The sequence below is a fragment of the Streptomyces sp. NPDC043996 genome, assembly GCF_056435225.1.
The window spans coordinates 274,550-290,190 of the sequence record NZ_JBWKEY010000014.1; the positions used below are offsets into that span (position 1 = coordinate 274,550).

At 70.4% G+C, this 15,641-nt stretch carries 12 protein-coding genes; 7 read left to right on the forward strand and 5 right to left on the reverse strand.

Annotated elements, in window-relative coordinates:
* Window positions 1-160 precede the first annotated feature (160 nt).
* The 5 genes from AC07A4_RS32465 to AC07A4_RS32485 all read left to right on the forward strand — a co-directional run bounded on the left by AC07A4_RS32465 (window position 161) and on the right by AC07A4_RS32485 (window position 2,941).
* A complete protein-coding gene (locus AC07A4_RS32465; RefSeq protein WP_478605596.1) occupies window positions 161-895 on the forward strand; it encodes a hypothetical protein in 735 nt (244 codons plus the stop codon).
* Between the two features lie 13 nt (window positions 896-908).
* The gene (locus AC07A4_RS32470) at window positions 909-1,088 is read left to right on the forward strand and encodes a hypothetical protein (RefSeq protein WP_478605599.1); all 180 of its coding nucleotides are present in this window, start codon (window positions 909-911) and stop codon (window positions 1,086-1,088) included.
* A gap of 215 nt (window positions 1,089-1,303) precedes the next feature.
* Entirely contained in the window at window positions 1,304-1,789 is a 486-nt protein-coding gene (locus AC07A4_RS32475) for a BlaI/MecI/CopY family transcriptional regulator (RefSeq protein WP_478605709.1), read from the forward strand.
* Between the two features lie 9 nt (window positions 1,790-1,798).
* Window positions 1,799-2,380 carry an amino-acid N-acetyltransferase gene (locus AC07A4_RS32480; RefSeq protein WP_478605602.1) on the forward strand — a complete coding sequence of 194 codons (582 nt, stop codon included), beginning with the start codon at window positions 1,799-1,801 and terminating at the stop codon, window positions 2,378-2,380.
* Window positions 2,381-2,605: 225 nt separating this feature from the next.
* Window positions 2,606-2,941 carry a histone-like nucleoid-structuring protein Lsr2 gene (locus AC07A4_RS32485; protein ID WP_478605604.1) on the forward strand — a complete coding sequence of 112 codons (336 nt, stop codon included), beginning with the start codon at window positions 2,606-2,608 and terminating at the stop codon, window positions 2,939-2,941.
* Here the strand turns inward: AC07A4_RS32485 and AC07A4_RS32490 are convergent.
* Window positions 2,920-3,564, reverse strand: coding sequence for an SCO3374 family protein (locus tag AC07A4_RS32490; protein ID WP_478605606.1), 645 nt, complete (start codon window positions 3,562-3,564; stop codon window positions 2,920-2,922). The two genes, AC07A4_RS32485 and AC07A4_RS32490, sit on opposite strands and share 22 nt — an antisense overlap.
* 466 nt (window positions 3,565-4,030) lie before the next feature.
* Here AC07A4_RS32490 and AC07A4_RS32495 point away from each other — a divergent pair, with 466 nt between their 5' ends.
* Complete coding sequence (locus AC07A4_RS32495) at window positions 4,031-6,556, forward strand: ATP-dependent Clp protease ATP-binding subunit (RefSeq protein ID WP_478605609.1); 2,526 nt, start codon at window positions 4,031-4,033, stop codon at window positions 6,554-6,556.
* 76 nt (window positions 6,557-6,632) lie between these two features.
* On the opposite strand, the gene AC07A4_RS32500 is transcribed toward AC07A4_RS32495, so the two are convergent.
* The 3 genes from AC07A4_RS32500 to AC07A4_RS32510 all read right to left on the reverse strand — a co-directional run bounded on the left by AC07A4_RS32500 (window position 6,633) and on the right by AC07A4_RS32510 (window position 13,836).
* Window positions 6,633-9,698: an NACHT domain-containing protein gene (locus AC07A4_RS32500; protein ID WP_478605611.1), complete on the reverse strand. Its 3,066-nt coding sequence runs from the start codon at window positions 9,696-9,698 to the stop codon at window positions 6,633-6,635.
* A 52-nt stretch (window positions 9,699-9,750) separates the two neighbouring features.
* Window positions 9,751-10,725 carry a PDDEXK nuclease domain-containing protein gene (locus AC07A4_RS32505; RefSeq protein WP_478605614.1) on the reverse strand — a complete coding sequence of 325 codons (975 nt, stop codon included), beginning with the start codon at window positions 10,723-10,725 and terminating at the stop codon, window positions 9,751-9,753.
* Between the two features lie 96 nt (window positions 10,726-10,821).
* The gene (locus AC07A4_RS32510; RefSeq protein WP_478605616.1) at window positions 10,822-13,836 is read right to left on the reverse strand and encodes an NACHT domain-containing protein; all 3,015 of its coding nucleotides are present in this window, start codon (window positions 13,834-13,836) and stop codon (window positions 10,822-10,824) included.
* A 491-nt stretch (window positions 13,837-14,327) separates the two neighbouring features.
* Between AC07A4_RS32510 and AC07A4_RS32515 the strand changes: the two genes are divergently transcribed.
* On the forward strand, window positions 14,328-14,885 hold the full coding sequence (locus AC07A4_RS32515; protein WP_478605618.1) for a M23 family metallopeptidase: 558 nt from the start codon (window positions 14,328-14,330) through the stop codon (window positions 14,883-14,885).
* Between the two features lie 73 nt (window positions 14,886-14,958).
* On the opposite strand, the gene AC07A4_RS32520 is transcribed toward AC07A4_RS32515, so the two are convergent.
* Complete coding sequence (locus AC07A4_RS32520; protein WP_478605620.1) at window positions 14,959-15,543, reverse strand: TetR/AcrR family transcriptional regulator; 585 nt, start codon at window positions 15,541-15,543, stop codon at window positions 14,959-14,961.
* Window positions 15,544-15,641 lie beyond the last annotated feature (98 nt).

Here is a 15,641-nt window from a genome sequence, read left to right on the forward strand (position 1 = left end):
GCGCCCCGCCCTCTCCGGGCCCCGGACCCCTCCGCTTGTGAACACCGCGCCCCCATAAACACCGCTGAGCACCGCTGAACACCGCTGAGCACCGCGCCGCGCGGTGCGGCGAACGGGTGAGTTAAGACGATTTTGTCCCTTCCGGGCGTATCGTCACCCCATGCCCACGCCATACGGATCCCGGGGCGGCCTGGCCTTCGGCGCGGGGGAGCTGCGTGTGCTCCGCCGTGCCCTGGCCCTCGCCCTGCACACCAGTACCGTCCGCGCCCTCGACGACCAGGCCGTGCAGGACTGCGTGCGACTCGCCGACGACATCGACGAGGCGGTGCGCGAAGGCGCCCGGCTGCGCGCCTTCCTGGTGGCCGACCTCGCGCGCTACCGGGCGGCGCTGCCCGGCACCGCGACCGGGTATCTGGAGCTCCTGGAGGACGTGCTCGCCATCGGCTACCGGCCGGGCCCCGACGACCTCGCGGCGCTGCGCGCCCTGCGCGGCACCCCGCGCGCGGCGGCCCTGCTCGGCCGCTGCGAGGCGCTCGCCGAGCGTGACGTCCGCGCCCGGCTCGCGGCGGCGGGCGAGACGGCAGCAGGCGAGACGAGGACGGGCGAGACGGGGACGGGCCAGACAAGGACGAGCCAGACGAGGACGAGCCAGACGAGGACGAGCCAGACGGGGGCACCCCGCCCCATGGTGCCCCCCTCGCGCACCCGGCTGATCGGGCTGCCCGGCGGGCGCGCCGCCGACGAGGGCAGGACCGCGCCCCGCCCGAAGACCCCCGCACAGCCCCCGGCCGCCCCGCCGGAGCGGCCGCGCCCGGTGCCCACCCCGGCCGAGGTGTTCCCGCCGAAGCGCCCGTCGCCACCGCCCGCCCCGTCGCAGCGCCTCGCCGCGGGCTAGCTACGCTGGGGGCATGGACTACGTCTCCGCGCTCCTGCCCCCCGTAGTGATGGCCGTGTTCTTCGTCGGCCTCATCGTGACGATCGTCAAGACCCAGGGTGGCGCCAACAAGGCCAAGGAGGACGCCGCGGTCGACGCGGCGATCGCCCGCGCCGAGTCCGCCCGGCAGACCCCGGGGCCTGGCGCCGCCTGACGGCGCCACGCCCGGCCCGCCCGGCGACCGGGCCGCGATCACCTCTGGCGCGGGACCGCGAGGAGCACCTGATCCTCGCGGTCCCGCGCCCTTTTTGTCCAAAATGAGTGTTATGTCAAGTCGCTCTCGCCTTTCTCGGCTTCAGTGACTTCGGCCACTTCGCCCACTATTGTTCTGCCGTGCCTCGCCCCTTGGGAGAACTCGAAGACGCAGTGATGACGCGGGTGTGGAAGTGGAACCGCCCCGTGACCGTTCGAGAAGTCCTGGAAGACCTTCAGCAGGAACGGTCCATCGCGTACACCACGGTCATGACCGTTTTGGACAATCTCCATCAGAAGGGGTGGGTACGCCGCGAGGCGGAAGGCCGCGCCTATCGATATGAGGCGGTCTCCACGCGCGCCGCGTACGCGGCCGCGCTCATGAACGAGGGCTGGTCGCAGAGCGACAACCCCGCCGCCGCTCTCGTCGCGTTCTTCGGCATGATGTCGCCGCAGCAGCGGGAAGCCCTGACCGACGCGGTCCGCATGGTGGAAGGTCATGAGAACCCCGAGCGGCCGCAGGACAACCCCGGCCAGACCGCCCAGAACGCGAGCCCACCAGCGGTGAACACGAGCCCGCCCGCCAAGAACGCGAGCCCGTCGGCCGGGAACGCCGGGAACGCCGAGAACCCCGGCGCGCCGGGCGGCGCGGGCGAACGATAGCGTCCGCTCATGCCAGCCAAGGCCGACGAACTCCCGCCGGAGCCCACCGAAGTCGCGCCGCTCCGCGCCGTCGCGCCAAATGCGGTCTCCGTGCGCAGGGCGCGCACCACCGATGTGCCCGCCGTGCGGTCCCTGCTCGACGCGTACGTCCGTCGGGGCATCCTGCTCGACAAAGCGACCGTCACGCTTTACGAGGACATCCAGGAGTTCTGGGTCGCGGAACGCGACGACAACGCCGAGGTGGTCGGCTGCGGGGCCCTGCACGTGATGTGGGAAGACCTCGCCGAAGTGCGCACGCTCGCGGTGAATCCTCAGGTCAAGGGCGCGGGCGTGGGCCATCAGCTGCTCGGTAAGTTGCTGGGGACCGCGCGCTGGCTCGGCGTGCGGCGGGTTTTCTGCCTCACCTTCGAAGTGGACTTCTTCGCCAAACACGGCTTCGTGGAGATCGGCGAGACCCCCGTCGATACCGTCGACACAGATGTCTACACCGAGCTGCTGCGTTCCTATGACGAGGGCGTAGCGGAGTTCCTGGGTCTCGAACGAGTGAAACCGAACACCTTGGGCAACAGCCGGATGCTTCTGCATCTGTGATCGTGACCGGGCTATTCCGGGCTGTCACATGCCCTGGTTCCCTATGTCCGAAACGCGCATGTTTCCTGGGATCCCGTGCAGCTGGTCTCTCCCAGGGGTTTGTGTTTTTCCGAGAAAAGCGGTTTGCTTTCCGACGTACTGCAGTGCTGCATATAACAGGGGGCGGCGAATCGGCGGCCCACGCCGCATGGCCCGGCCCTGAAGTTATCGATGAAAGGAAATCCGGTGGCACAGAAGGTTCAGGTCCTTCTTGTCGATGACCTCGACGGCGGCGAGGCGGACGAGACCGTGACGTTCGCGCTGGACGGCAAGACGTACGAGATCGATCTCACCACCGCCAACGCAGACAAGCTCCGCGGTCTTCTCGACCCGTATCTCAAGGGCGGGCGTCGCACTGGAGGCCGTTCGAGCGGTCGGGGCAAGGGGCGTGCGGCGGCGGTGTCCAGTAGCCAGGACACGGCTCAGATCCGCGCCTGGGCGAAGGACAACGGCTTCGAGGTCAATGACCGCGGCCGCGTTCCCGCGTCCATTCGCGAGGCCTACGAGAAGGCCAACGGCTGACTTGTCGCGCGCCGCAAGCGGGCCCGATGGCACTGTGTTGCCGCCGTGTCCACGAGGCGTACGAGGTCAGAGCCCGCGGCGGAGCCGGAATGGGGGTCGGTTCCGCTGCCGTCCGTGGCTCGCGGCGCCAGGGTCGCGAGCGACGGCAGCGTCGTCTCCACCTCGTGCCCGGGCTCCGGGGGGCGCAGCCACACGGCGGCCCCTCGTGAGCCGGGAAGCCCGGGTGGAGTCGGCGCGTCGACCAGGCCGCCCGCTCCGATCGCGGTGAGATCCAGGGGGATGTCCCCCCACTGAAGCCAGTCAAGGAGCCCGGGGAGTTCCTCGGCGCTGCCCGCGGCCACGAAGAGCCGCATCGTCCCGCCCCGCAGGGCCACCGGCGCCTTCGGCCGCAGGTGCCGCAGCGCGGCGAAGCCCGCTTCGGCCGGCAGTTCCAGGACGTCGAAGCGCAGCCCCGTGACGAGGCGGACTACCGCCCCCGGAGCACCCGGCGCCACCGTCCAGCCGAGGTCCCGCTCGTACCACCGCCGTACCCGATCGCCCAGCGTGCGGTCGCGCCGGGCGGAGGGGCACCGGTCAAGCTGTTCGGCCGGCGGCCTGGGGTGAGGAACGCTGGGGAGGGCCATGCCAGGAGCAACAGCCCAAGGCGCACCTGAGTTACGGCGTACGTCACGCACAGTGGCGCATCGTGTGCGCACAGTGGTGAGGCGGGGGGTGTACTGGAGCTCTTCGTGGCGCAAGGGTGTTCGCCCGTAGCGGAGGGAACCGGTGCGCGCCGCATGGAGTGTCCGTGCATACGGGTAAGACATCCCTAGTGGGGAGGGGCGACACGCGGTGTTCAGGCGTCTCACGTTCGCCAACGGCGTACTGATGGCGTGGGTAACTGCTTGGCCTGCGGGAACATCGTCTCGCACCATCAGGTTGGAGCATGTGTCGGCGTTGGAGTCAGGAACCGTTCCTTACCGTAGTGAGGGTGATCCGGACGGGTGTCGGCAGTTGGAATGAGCGGTCCCCGCTTGCGGGACTAAGCTGCGGAAGGACAGGGAGGGGACCGACCCCTTACTGCCTGACCGCTCTGAGGAGCGATTAACGATGTTCGAGAGGTTCACCGACCGCGCGCGGCGGGTTGTCGTCCTGGCTCAGGAAGAAGCCCGGATGCTCAACCACAACTACATCGGCACCGAGCACATCCTCCTGGGCCTGATCCACGAGGGTGAGGGTGTCGCCGCTAAGGCCCTGGAGAGCCTCGGGATTTCGCTCGAGGCGGTCCGCCAGCAGGTGGAGGAGATCATCGGCCAGGGCCAGCAGGCGCCCTCGGGCCACATCCCCTTCACCCCCCGTGCCAAGAAGGTCCTGGAGCTGTCGCTCCGCGAGGCCCTTCAGCTGGGCCACAACTACATCGGCACGGAGCACATCCTGCTCGGCCTGATCCGCGAGGGCGAGGGCGTCGCCGCCCAGGTCCTCGTGAAGCTGGGCGCAGATCTCAACCGCGTCCGCCAGCAGGTCATCCAGCTGCTGTCGGGCTACCAGGGCAAGGAGACCGCCACCGCCGGCGGTCCTGCCGAGGGCACGCCCTCCACGTCCCTGGTCCTCGACCAGTTCGGCAGGAACCTCACCCAGGCGGCCCGCGAGTCCAAGCTCGACCCGGTCATCGGGCGCGAGAAGGAGATCGAGCGGGTCATGCAGGTGCTGTCCCGCCGCACCAAGAACAACCCCGTCCTGATCGGTGAGCCCGGCGTCGGCAAGACCGCCGTCGTCGAGGGCCTCGCTCAGGCCATCGTCAAGGGCGAGGTGCCCGAGACCCTCAAGGACAAGCACCTCTACACCCTGGACCTCGGCGCCCTGGTCGCCGGTTCGCGCTACCGCGGTGACTTCGAGGAGCGCCTGAAGAAGGTCCTCAAGGAGATCCGCACCCGAGGCGACATCATCCTGTTCATCGACGAGCTGCACACGCTCGTGGGTGCGGGTGCCGCCGAGGGCGCCATCGACGCGGCTTCCATCCTGAAGCCGATGCTGGCCCGCGGTGAGCTCCAGACCATCGGCGCCACCACGCTTGACGAGTACCGCAAGCACCTGGAGAAGGACGCCGCCCTCGAGCGCCGCTTCCAGCCCATCCAGGTCGCCGAGCCCTCGCTGCCGCACACCATCGAGATCCTCAAGGGCCTCCGCGACCGGTACGAGGCGCACCACCGCGTCTCCATCACGGACGAGGCCCTGGTCCAGGCCGCCACCCTGGCCGACCGGTACATCTCGGACCGCTTCCTGCCGGACAAGGCGATCGACCTGATCGACGAGGCCGGATCGCGGATGCGCATCCGCCGGATGACCGCGCCGCCGGACCTCCGCGAGTTCGACGAGAAGATCGCGGGCGTGCGCCGGGACAAGGAGTCGGCCATCGACTCCCAGGACTTCGAGAAGGCCGCCTCCCTGCGCGACAAGGAGAAGCAGCTCCTGGCCGCCAAGGCCAAGCGCGAGAAGGAGTGGAAGGCCGGCGACATGGACGTCGTCGCCGAGGTCGACGGCGAGCTCATCGCCGAGGTCCTCGCCACGGCCACCGGCATCCCGGTCTTCAAGCTGACCGAGGAGGAGTCCTCCCGGCTGCTGCGCATGGAGGACGAGCTCCACAAGCGCGTCATCGGCCAGAAGGACGCCGTCAAGGCGCTCTCGAAGGCGATCCGGCGTACGCGAGCGGGTCTGAAGGACCCCAAGCGCCCCGGTGGCTCCTTCATCTTCGCGGGCCCGTCCGGCGTCGGTAAGACCGAGCTGAGCAAGGCCCTGGCCGAGTTCCTCTTCGGTGACGAGGACGCGCTGATCTCCCTCGACATGTCGGAGTTCAGCGAGAAGCACACGGTCTCGCGCCTCTTCGGCTCGCCTCCCGGCTACGTCGGGTACGAAGAGGGCGGCCAGCTGACCGAGAAGGTGCGGCGCAAGCCGTTCTCGGTGGTCCTCTTCGACGAGGTCGAGAAGGCCCACCCGGACATCTTCAACTCGCTGCTCCAGATCCTGGAGGACGGTCGCCTGACCGACTCCCAGGGCCGGGTCGTCGACTTCAAGAACACGGTCATCATCATGACGACCAACCTCGGCACCCGGGACATCTCCAAGGGTTTCAACCTGGGCTTCGCCGCCTCGGGTGACAAGAAGACCAACTACGAGCGGATGAAGAACAAGGTCTCGGACGAGCTCAAGCAGCACTTCCGCCCCGAGTTCCTCAACCGCGTGGACGACGTCGTCGTCTTCCCGCAGCTGAGCCAGGACGACATCCTCGAGATCGTCGACCTCATGATCGGCAAGGTGGACGAGCGCCTGCGGGACCGGGACATGGGCATCGAGCTCTCCCAGTCCGCGAAGGAGCTCCTCGCCAAGAAGGGGTACGACCCCGTCCTGGGTGCCCGGCCGCTGCGCCGCACCATCCAGCGCGAGGTCGAGGACACGCTGTCCGAGAAGATCCTCTTCGGCGAGCTGCGTCCGGGCCACATCGTGGTCGTCGACACGGAGGGTGAGGGCGAGACCGCCACGTTCACGTTCCGTGGCGAGGAGAAGGCCGCGCTGCCGGATGTGCCGCCGATCGAGTCGGCGGCGGGGGGCTCTGGCCCCAACCTGAGCAAGGAAGCGTGACGCCAGCGCTGAGCTGAGCTGAGCTGAGCGTGGGGGCTGCCCCGGACCTTTGGGTCCGGGGCAGCCCCGTTTTTGTTTATGCGGGGGGAATGTTCCAGAAGGAGATGTTGAGGACCTCGACTTTGGTGTGGGGGAAGAACTCCTGAAGGTGGTCGGGGGACAGGCAGTGGCCGGTTGCTGCCGCGATGATGACCTTGCGTACGTGGGAGAACACCCGGCGCAAGGCGGAGAGGTCCTCCGTGCCGTCGAGCGACCAGAGGCGGAGCGTTTCGATACCGGGCAGTTCGGGCGCGCCGTGGAACTCCGGCAGTATCGGCCGGAACAGCAGGAGGTTGTCGAGGGAGGGGTGTTCGGCCAGTTCCCCGAAGTCCCGAGCGGTCAGTTCGCAATGCCCTTTGCCGAGGTGGAGGTACTTCAGGGCGGGCCAACGCGAGAGGCCTTTCAGGCCGCATGTGCCGATGGCGCCGGGGTTGAGGGAGAGGGAGTTCAACGGGGCGTCGATTGGCAGCCACGTGGTGAGGTCGCCACCGTTCAGGGTGTGGTTGGTAACCAGTGTGCGCAGAGATGTCAGCTGTTTCAGCCCTGATACGGCAGATACGGCACCGGGTTCACGATGAGGCAGCAGTTGCAACCAGTTCACCTCCAGGTCGGCCAGTGGGCCCAGATCGACCTCTGGGGCGCAGCCGGACAACGTAAGCGTCGTGAGACGACGCAGGCACCGGAAGGGGCGTAGATCCGCCAAGGTGGGGTTCTCGAAGAGGGACAAGCGCTCGAGAACGCTCGGATCGATGAAGGCCAGCAGTTCCTCGGCGGTGTAGGAGCCGGAAATGTTGAGATAGGGGTGCGGGCCCAACCGCCGTAGCGCTTCTGCCTGTTCTCTTGTCCTGGCTGTGGGGTACACGCCTCGCCGGGTGACGTGCGCGACCACGGCGTCGGCGAATTCGTCGGTGTCGAAGGTGTCCCAGGAGACCAGCAGGCGGCCGCTCACACTGCTGCTCTCGTGGCCCCGGAAGCGTTTCAGGACCGGCAAGGCAAACTCGCTGCCCACCAGTGCGGCGGTGTGCACCACCCCCAGTGCCTCGTCGTCCGTGAGGCCCTCCGGGCCCGGGAGGAGTTCGAGGACCAGGGGGCCCGCCTCTGCCAGGGCGCGGGCCTCCGATGCCGTGCTCGGGGGGATCAGGCCCGTCGCGCGGGCTTCGACCTCCTCGCGGACCGCCGGGTCCAGGGTCGTCGCGTCCTGGAGGCAGGCCAGGGCCAGGAGGCTCACGCGGGGGGAGTCGTCGGCGGCGAGGAGGCGGCGCAGGAGGCGGGCCCGTTCGTGGGGGCGGGCGTGGGCCACGGACATGCGGATGACGTCCTCCCACTGGGGGTCACCGGCGTGGCTGACGAGGGCGTCCAGGTGGCCCTCGGCCACGGCGGCCCGCGCGCCCAGGTAGTCCTGGAAGGTGCGGTGCACGAAGTGGACCACACCGGGCGCCGGTTCGCGGAGCAGGCCGCTGCGCAGCAGCAGGTGGCGCAGGACGGCCCCGGCGTCGCCCTGCTGGGCCGCTGAGGCGATCGTCGGCAGGGCGCGCTCCAGGAGGAGCAGGGCGCCGTCGTGGTCCATCTCGGTGCGGCCGCTGAGGATCAGGCCGTACGCGAGGGACTGGAGCAGGTCGAGGCGGGCCTCCTCGCTCAGCTCGATGCCGTCGACCGGGCCCATGCCGCGCTCGCGGTCGCGCCGCGTGAGCAGCATGGACAGCGCGGCGTCGTACAGCTCCTTGCGGCCCTCGGGCAGAAAGCCCCGGCGTTCGCGGTGCAGGGCGCAGATCAGGCCGCACATGAGCGGGTTGGTGGCCATGACGGCCAGGTCCCGCTTGGCGTGCAGGGCGGCGAGCAGCGGCTCCTCGTGGTGCCGGGCGTCGGCGGCGGCGTGCCAGCGGCGGACGAAGGTGGTGACGTCGGCGCGCTTCATGGGCGCGAGCGTCAGCTCGTGGAAGCCCCGGTCGGCGAGCCAGGCGGGGTGGACGGCGGTGGGGCGGGTGGTGACGAGCCACTGGTTGTCGGGGTACGCCCGGGTGAGGTCGAGGAGCCAGTCGCGGACGCGGGCGCGGTCGGCGGCGGGCACCTCGTCGATGCCGTCGACCATGACGAGGCCGCGCCCGGCGGTCAGGACGCGCTCGGCCCAGCCGTCGGGGGCCGTGCGGGGGCAGCCCACGGCGGTCAGGAAGGCGTCGGGCGCGGGCAGGGCGGCGGCCCGGACGAGGGTGCGCAGGGGCAGGACGAAGGGGATGCGGGTGCCTTCGCGGGCCGCCGTCACGGCGAGCCACTGGACGAGGGTCGTCTTGCCGGAGCCCGCGTCGCCGCGCAGCAGGACCCGGGGGTGGCTGGCGAGCACGGTGTCGGCGGAGAGCTGGACGGTGACGGGGGCGAAGCCCATGGCGTCGCCGGGCGACCCCTGCTCGTAGGAGGTCGCCTCCAGGGTCAGGTAGGCGACCTCCAGGGGCCACAGGTCGGGGGACTCGCGCAGGTCGATGCCGTAGATGGTGAGGCGGTTGTGTTTGTCGGCGGCGTGGCGGAGGTAGCGGCGTTCGAACGCGGCGTCCTGGGCGCTGGGGCGGGGGTTCCTTCGGATCAACTCGTCAATTTTGACGATGAGTTCCGCCTGGGTGCGGCTCTGCTCCACCAGGGTGCGGGCGGTGAAGGTGCTGCGCTGGGTGAAGAAGTGCAGGATGTGCACGCACGCCCACTCGGTGACGGAGTCGAGGAAGGCGGTGGCGTCGGCCGAGAGGTCCGGCGCGGGGACGCGGAGTTCACGGGCGAGCGCCTGATGGCCCAGGTGGACGGCCTGGACGTCGTCCATGTCCAGGGCGCCGATGGCGAGGAGCCTGCGGGTGAGGGCGTCGGTGACGGCGCTCTCCTCGTCCGGCGGGAAGGGCGGTTCGCCCGGCGAATCCGCGGCGCGCCGGATCAGCTCGGCGGCCAGCTTCCGCACGTCGCCCGCGTCGAGGGCGCGCTTCTCGCCGCGGAAGGAGACCAGGGCCGACAGGCGTACGGGGCGGTCCGTGAGCCCGGCGCCCGGACCGTCCCGTACGAAGAGCTTCCGCAGGAGCGGGGCGACGGCGCTCGACACGAGCCGGGTGCCGAGTATCGCGGGATCCATGGCTGCGGCTCGCCCCTTCGGAGTGCGGGTCCTGTGGTCGGGCGGCAGCGTCTCACGGGTGCGGGGCGGCGTCGACGGGGCCGATGGCATCGCGCAGGACCCGCGCCAAGTCCGCCTCGGTGGGCAGGAGTTGGCGGCCCCGTGCGGGCAGGGTGGTGTATGTGGCCTGGCCGCTGCTGGTCTCGATGAGGACGCCGATGGTGGGGGCGTCCCGGTCGGGGTCGCGGACCCGGGCGTCCACGGCCTTCACATGGGTGTCGAGGCGGGAGAGGTGGGTGGGGCGCGCGGTGGTCGTACCGAGCGCGCAGGCGACGTACCGGCGCAGCGTGAGGTGGTAGAAGAGCAGGTCAACGCGGTGGTACTGGTCCCCGGCGAGCACCGGGTAGCGGCAGCCGACGAAGGCGAAGCCGGAGCCGAGGCCGGTCAGGAAGCGGACCATCCGGGTCGCGATGGACTCCTCGTACGTGGGCTCGGGCTGCCGCTGCTCGTCCAGGCGCGCGAAGTCCAGGCGGTAGGGGTCGCCGACGAGTTCGTCGAGCGCGGGGGAGCCGTCCGGCAGCGTCACGTCGTACGTCACCGGCACGCTGCCGTGCGGGATGTGCAGCCGCTGGCGGATGGCGAGGTGCAGCTGGGCCCGGGACCAGCCGTTGCGGACCGCCTCGGTGGCGTAGAAGTCGCGTTCCGCGCGCGTGTGCAGCTTGTCGAGGAGCACGGTGATGTGGGTCCAGGGGAGCTGCGCCACGGGGCGGTGCGCGATCAGCGCGGGCCAGGTGTGCGCCATCTTCGGGGTCTGCACCAGGTTCCGGTACGAGAAGATCCGTTGCCGGGGGAAGGCCGCGCGCAGGTCCGTCGCCATGCGCGCGACCAGGCCCGTGCCCCAGCCGTCCTCGGCCTGGCGGGCCAGGATCAGCTTCCCGATCCGCCAGTACATGTGCACCAGTTCGGTGTTCACGGCCTGGCGTGCCCGCATGCGGGCGGCTTCCGCGGTGGCCGTCGCCTCGGCCAGCAGATCTTCATACTTGCGCATGGGGCGAGGCTTGCGCAGGGCGCGCTTTACAGGGGCGGGAACTCTGCGGGGTCATCCGAACGTGTGGGGGTGGTTTGGGAGTTCGGGGGGGGCGGTTCAAACAGACGGGGTGGCGAAGGGCTTCGGTGCGAGGCGGGAGAGTGGGTCGCCCTCCCGCATGTCGATGATGTGGGCGGCGTCGCTCCCGAACACGACGACCATCCTGACGTCCGGGAAGACGCGCGTCAGCTCGCTGACCGCTGTCTCCCAGGGGCTCGTGAGGGTCAGCGTCAGACTCCGTACGCCGGGCATGCGCAGCTCGGCGGGAACGTCGGTCAGCGTGTGCGTCGACAGCTCGAGATTCTCCAGAAGCGGCAGTCGCGCGAGAGCCTCCCACGTCGCGGCCGACCTCGGCTCGGTGTGACCGAGGAACACGTCCTTCAGCCCTTGCCATCTGTCCAGGCAGTGCAGACCGTTCACGGTGCCGGCCGGCAACTCGAGCTGGAGGCTGCGCAGCGGAGCCTCGGCGGGGAGCTGACGCAGGTCCCACGGTGCCGCTGAGCGGTTCACGTGCAAGTGGGTCAGGCGGTGCAGCGCGGCGAGGGCCTCCGGGGTCAGGCACGCCGGGGACCAGTCGAGTCGCAGGTACGTGGGCTCGCAGGCCGCGATCAGCGAGGAGGCCGTCGCGGAAGTGACGCCCTCGCGGATCTCCAGGAGCTTCGGGCGCAGGCCGAGGCGTACGAGCTCGTCGATCTGCTCGTCACCGCGGAGCGTGAAGTGGGTCACCCCGTCGTCGAGGCGCGCGATGATCTGCTCCGCGTACAGCGCGAGGTCGAACCTGTCCCAGCCCCACATCAGCTGGCTGCGGACCCTGATGGTGGAGTGGTCCACGAAACGGGAGAGAAAGGGGATCGCGGCGTCCGACGCGGTGTGGGTGGCCGCGATGGTGACGTGCAGTGCCTCCGTGTCGTCCAGGCCGTCCGGCCCCGGAAGCAGTTCGAGCACCATGGGGCCGACGCCGCCCAGTTCACGAGCGGCTTCGGCGCTGCCGGGCGGGATCAGCTCGGCCATGTGCCGCTCCACCTCCTCGCGCACCGCCGGGTCGAGCTCCGCCGCGTGTTCCAGGCAGGCCGCGGCCAGGAGGTGGACGCGGGTGCGCCGGTGGCCCTGGGGCAGGGCGTCGCCCTGGGCGAGGAACTCGCGCAGGATCTCCGCGCGCTCCCGGGGCCGCGCCTGCGCCACCGCCATGCGGATGACGTCCTCCCACTGGTCGTCGGCGCCGTGACCGGCGAGGACGCCGAAGTCGCCCTCGTCGACGGCGGCCCGCGCCCCCAGGAAGTCCTGGAACGTGCGGTGCACGAACTCCACGGTCCCAGGGCCCGGCTCGCGCAGGAGGCCGCTGCGGTGCAGGAAGTGCGCGTACACCGCCTTCGCGTCGCCGAGGGCCGCGAGCTCCGGCACCGCGGGCAGCGCGTCCGCGATGATCGTCTCCGCGCGTGAGCGGTCCATCGCGGTGCGGCCGTTGCGGATCAGCCAGTACGCGAGCCGCTGGAGGAGCTGGAGCTGCGGTTCCTCCCGCACCTCGGGGACGTTCATGTGGCGTTCGCGGTCGCGGCGCAGCACGAGCATGGAGAGCGCGGCCGTGTACAGGTCCTTGCGGCCGAGGGGAAGGAAGCCCCTGCGGTCCCGGTGCAGGGCGCAGATCAGGCCGCACATCAGGGGGTTGGTGGCGAGACGGCCGAGGTCCGGCTTGGCGCGGACGGCCTCCAGGAGCTGCTGCTCGTACGCCGCGAGGGCGGCGTCCTCCTCCGGGGCGCCGCAGGTCGCGGCGGCGTGCCAGCGGCGGACGAACGCCGCCACGTCCGTGCCGCTCATCGGCGCAAGGGTCAGCTCCGTGAAGTCCTCGTCGGCCAGCCAGTCCTCCCGTACGGCCGAGGGGCGGGAGGTCACCAGCCAGCGGTTGCCGGGGTAGGCGTCCATGAGGTCGGCGAGCCACGCGCGCGTGCGGGCGCGTTCCGCGTCGGGGACCTCGTCGATGCCGTCGACCAGGAGCAGGGCCCGGCGCGCCCTGAGGACGCGCGCCTCCCAGCCGTCCGGCTGCTCCCCGGCGAGCGGGCAGCCCACCGACGCCAGGAACTCCCGGGGCGCGGGCAGGCGCTGCCCGTGGCGGGTCAGGGTGCGCAGGGGCAGGACGTAGGGGACGCGGTCGTAGAGGTACGCCATGCGGTCGTCCAGGTCCTGGCGGGCGGCCGACACCGCGAGCCACTGGACGAGGGTCGTCTTGCCGGAGCCCGCCTCGCCGCGCAGTAGGACGCGGTCGTGGGAGGCGAGGGCCTGGTCCGCGGGGCGCGGCGCCGGGTCGAGCTTGGCCTCGAAGACCGGGTGCCACTCCTCGCCCACCTGGACGTCCCCGAGGTGCTGTTCGCGCCCCGTCGCCATCAGGCTCATGTACGCCGCGTCCAGCGGCCACTTCCCCGGGGAGTTGGCGAGGTCGATCCCGAAGATCGTCAGCTTGCCGTGCTTCTTCGCCACGTACTCCAGGTACCGCTGCTCGAACGCGGTGTCTTCCGCTCCCGGCAGGGGGTCCCTTTTGATCAGCTCGTCAACTTTGGCTATCAGTTCCGCCTGGCGGCGGCTTTGCCGGACGAGGGTGTGGGGGACAAAGGTCGACCGCTGGGTGAAGTAGTTCAGGACGTGCAGGCTCGTGGTGTCGAGCAGGCGCACGTAGAAGTACGCGGCGTCGGCCGAGAGGTCGCGCGAGGGGTCCCCGGCCGCGCGGCGCAGGCGGGCCGCGAGCTCGGCGTGGCCCAGCTCCACGGCCTCCACGTCGGTCAGGGTGAGGTCGCCGAGCGCGTGCAGGGTGTCGGCCAGGGCGTGCACGACGGCCTGGTCCTCGTCGGCGGGCAGCGGGCGCTCGCCCGCGCGGACCGCCTGGCGCACCAGTTCGGCGGCGAGCGCGGCCAGGTCCTTCCTCGTCAAGTGCCGCCGCTCGCCCTTGAAAGAGACCAAGGAGTCGATACGTACGGGTTTGTCCACCAGGTCCGCGCCCGGTCCTGGGCGGGTGAACAGCTTCTTGACCAGAGGGGTCACGACTCCGGACGCGAGACGGATGCCGATGGCCGCGGGTTCCATGCGCGTGAGCGTAGCGCCGGTCACATTCCCGCCGCGGTGGATCTTGCCGTCGGTGACATGACGCACAGGGCATACGTCACATACGAGGCCGGTTAGTGGTGGCCTTCGGCCTCGCGGGAGGGACTTTCGGCCCGCAACCCACCCCCAGGGCTACGGCCGCCCCTAGTAGAAGCGCGTTTTGGGCGGCGCCCCGGAGGCGGGTTACCAAGGGATGGCCGTCCGGCACACACCCCTCGTGTGCCGGACTCGCTTGTGCGGTTCCCCGTATGCGCGGTCCCCGTGTGTGCGGTTCCCGTTCGCAGTCCCCGTAGGTGCAGTGCCCGTCTGCGCAGTCCCCGTCTGCGCAGGCCGTGTCTGCGCAGGCCGTGTCTGCGCAGGCCCTGTCTGTGCAGTCCCCGTTTGTGCAGTCCCCCGTACGTCTCAGCGTGCGGCCGCGTCCCCGTCGTAGCCGTACCCCCGGCACCCCTGTGCCGCCCGCCCCGGAGGTCCTCATGTCGAAGCGCTCGAAGTCCCACCATTCCGGCCGTCCGTCCCGCCGCGTCCGCGCGGCCGCCGTCGCCCTCGGCGTCGGCGCGGTGACGGTGCTCGGAGCGGGCGTGGCGGGTGCCGCGGAGAAGGCTCCGGCGGCTCCGCGCTGGCAGGACCCGGTCGACAACTACCGCCTCTCCGCGAGCTTCGGGCTCGGCGGCAGCATGTGGGCGCACAAGCACTCCGGCCAGGACTTCGCCGTCCCGACCGGCACGGTCGTCGAGGCCGCGGGCGCGGGCACCGTCGTCAAGGCGGGGCCGAACGGCGCCGGTGACGGCCCCGCGTACGGCAACGCGATCGTGATCAAGCACGCCAACGGCACGTACTCGCAGTACGCCCACCTGTCGCGCGTCGAGGTCCGCGTCGGCCAGGCCGTCGGCACCGGCCAGCGCATCGCCCTGTCCGGCAACACCGGCAACTCCAGCGGTCCCCACCTGCACTTCGAGATCCGCACGACGCCGAACTACGGCTCGGCCGTCGACCCGGTCTCCTTCCTGCGCAAGCAGGGCGTGCGCGTCTGACCCGACGGCCGCACGCGTCGCGGCGGCATGAGTGGGGCACGCGCGGACGATCTCCCCGCGCGTGCGCCCCGGCTCAGGCGGCGCCGTGGTGCGCCTGGGTCACCAAGTCGATGGCGACCTCGAGGATGGCTTTCCGCTTCTCCTCGGGGTCGCCTTCGGCGTCCTTGAGGACGAACATCCCGCCGTGCATCGTGAACAGCGCGCTGAAGCAGCGCACCTGCGTGGTCATGGGCGTCGCCGGATCGTCGTCCTTGAGGATGTCCAGGAGCGCGAACATGCGGTCCTTGAAGCTCTCGCCGGTCTTCAGGTCGCGCATCGTCGCCTGGTTCTCCTGCATGAAGCGGAAGAGGGGGGCGGCGCGGTCGAGGATCTCGCTGTAGCGGGTCAGGATCTCGCGCTTGGTCTCCAGCGTGCGCGGCTGCTCCTTGCCCCAGACGATCAACTCGTCGATGGGCCGGGTCATGTCGTCGAAGATGCTGGTGAGGATGTCTTCTTTGGTCTTGAAGTGGTAGTAGAGCGCCGCCTTCGTGACCTCGAGACGCTCCGCGATCTCCCGCAGCGACGTCTTCTCGTACCCCTGCCCGGCAAACAGTTCGAGCGCTACGTCCTGAATGCGCTGGCGAGTGTCACCGCGGCGCTGCTGCTTCCCTGTGCCCATGGGGCGATCCTCGCACTCCTCCGCCGCCCCTAGGTGACACGCCCTTTGCGATCCCTTGAGGCTTACTTGACGACCGGCTAGCTAACTTGCTTGACGCC

Coding starts and splice junctions, on each gene's coding strand:
- AC07A4_RS32490 (WP_478605606.1), bottom strand. CDS start 3,564: ATGGCCCTCCCCAGCGTTCCTCACCCCAGGCCGCCGGCCGAACAGCTT.
- AC07A4_RS32465 (WP_478605596.1), top strand. CDS start 161: ATGCCCACGCCATACGGATCCCGGGGCGGCCTGGCCTTCGGCGCGGGG.
- AC07A4_RS32480 (WP_478605602.1), top strand. CDS start 1,799: ATGCCAGCCAAGGCCGACGAACTCCCGCCGGAGCCCACCGAAGTCGCG.
- AC07A4_RS32510 (WP_478605616.1), bottom strand. CDS start 13,836: ATGGAACCCGCGGCCATCGGCATCCGTCTCGCGTCCGGAGTCGTGACC.
- AC07A4_RS32495 (WP_478605609.1), top strand. CDS start 4,031: ATGTTCGAGAGGTTCACCGACCGCGCGCGGCGGGTTGTCGTCCTGGCT.
- AC07A4_RS32500 (WP_478605611.1), bottom strand. CDS start 9,698: ATGGATCCCGCGATACTCGGCACCCGGCTCGTGTCGAGCGCCGTCGCC.
- AC07A4_RS32515 (WP_478605618.1), top strand. CDS start 14,328: ATGTCGAAGCGCTCGAAGTCCCACCATTCCGGCCGTCCGTCCCGCCGC.
- AC07A4_RS32470 (WP_478605599.1), top strand. CDS start 909: ATGGACTACGTCTCCGCGCTCCTGCCCCCCGTAGTGATGGCCGTGTTC.
- AC07A4_RS32505 (WP_478605614.1), bottom strand. CDS start 10,725: ATGCGCAAGTATGAAGATCTGCTGGCCGAGGCGACGGCCACCGCGGAA.
- AC07A4_RS32520 (WP_478605620.1), bottom strand. CDS start 15,543: ATGGGCACAGGGAAGCAGCAGCGCCGCGGTGACACTCGCCAGCGCATT.
- AC07A4_RS32475 (WP_478605709.1), top strand. CDS start 1,304: ATGACGCGGGTGTGGAAGTGGAACCGCCCCGTGACCGTTCGAGAAGTC.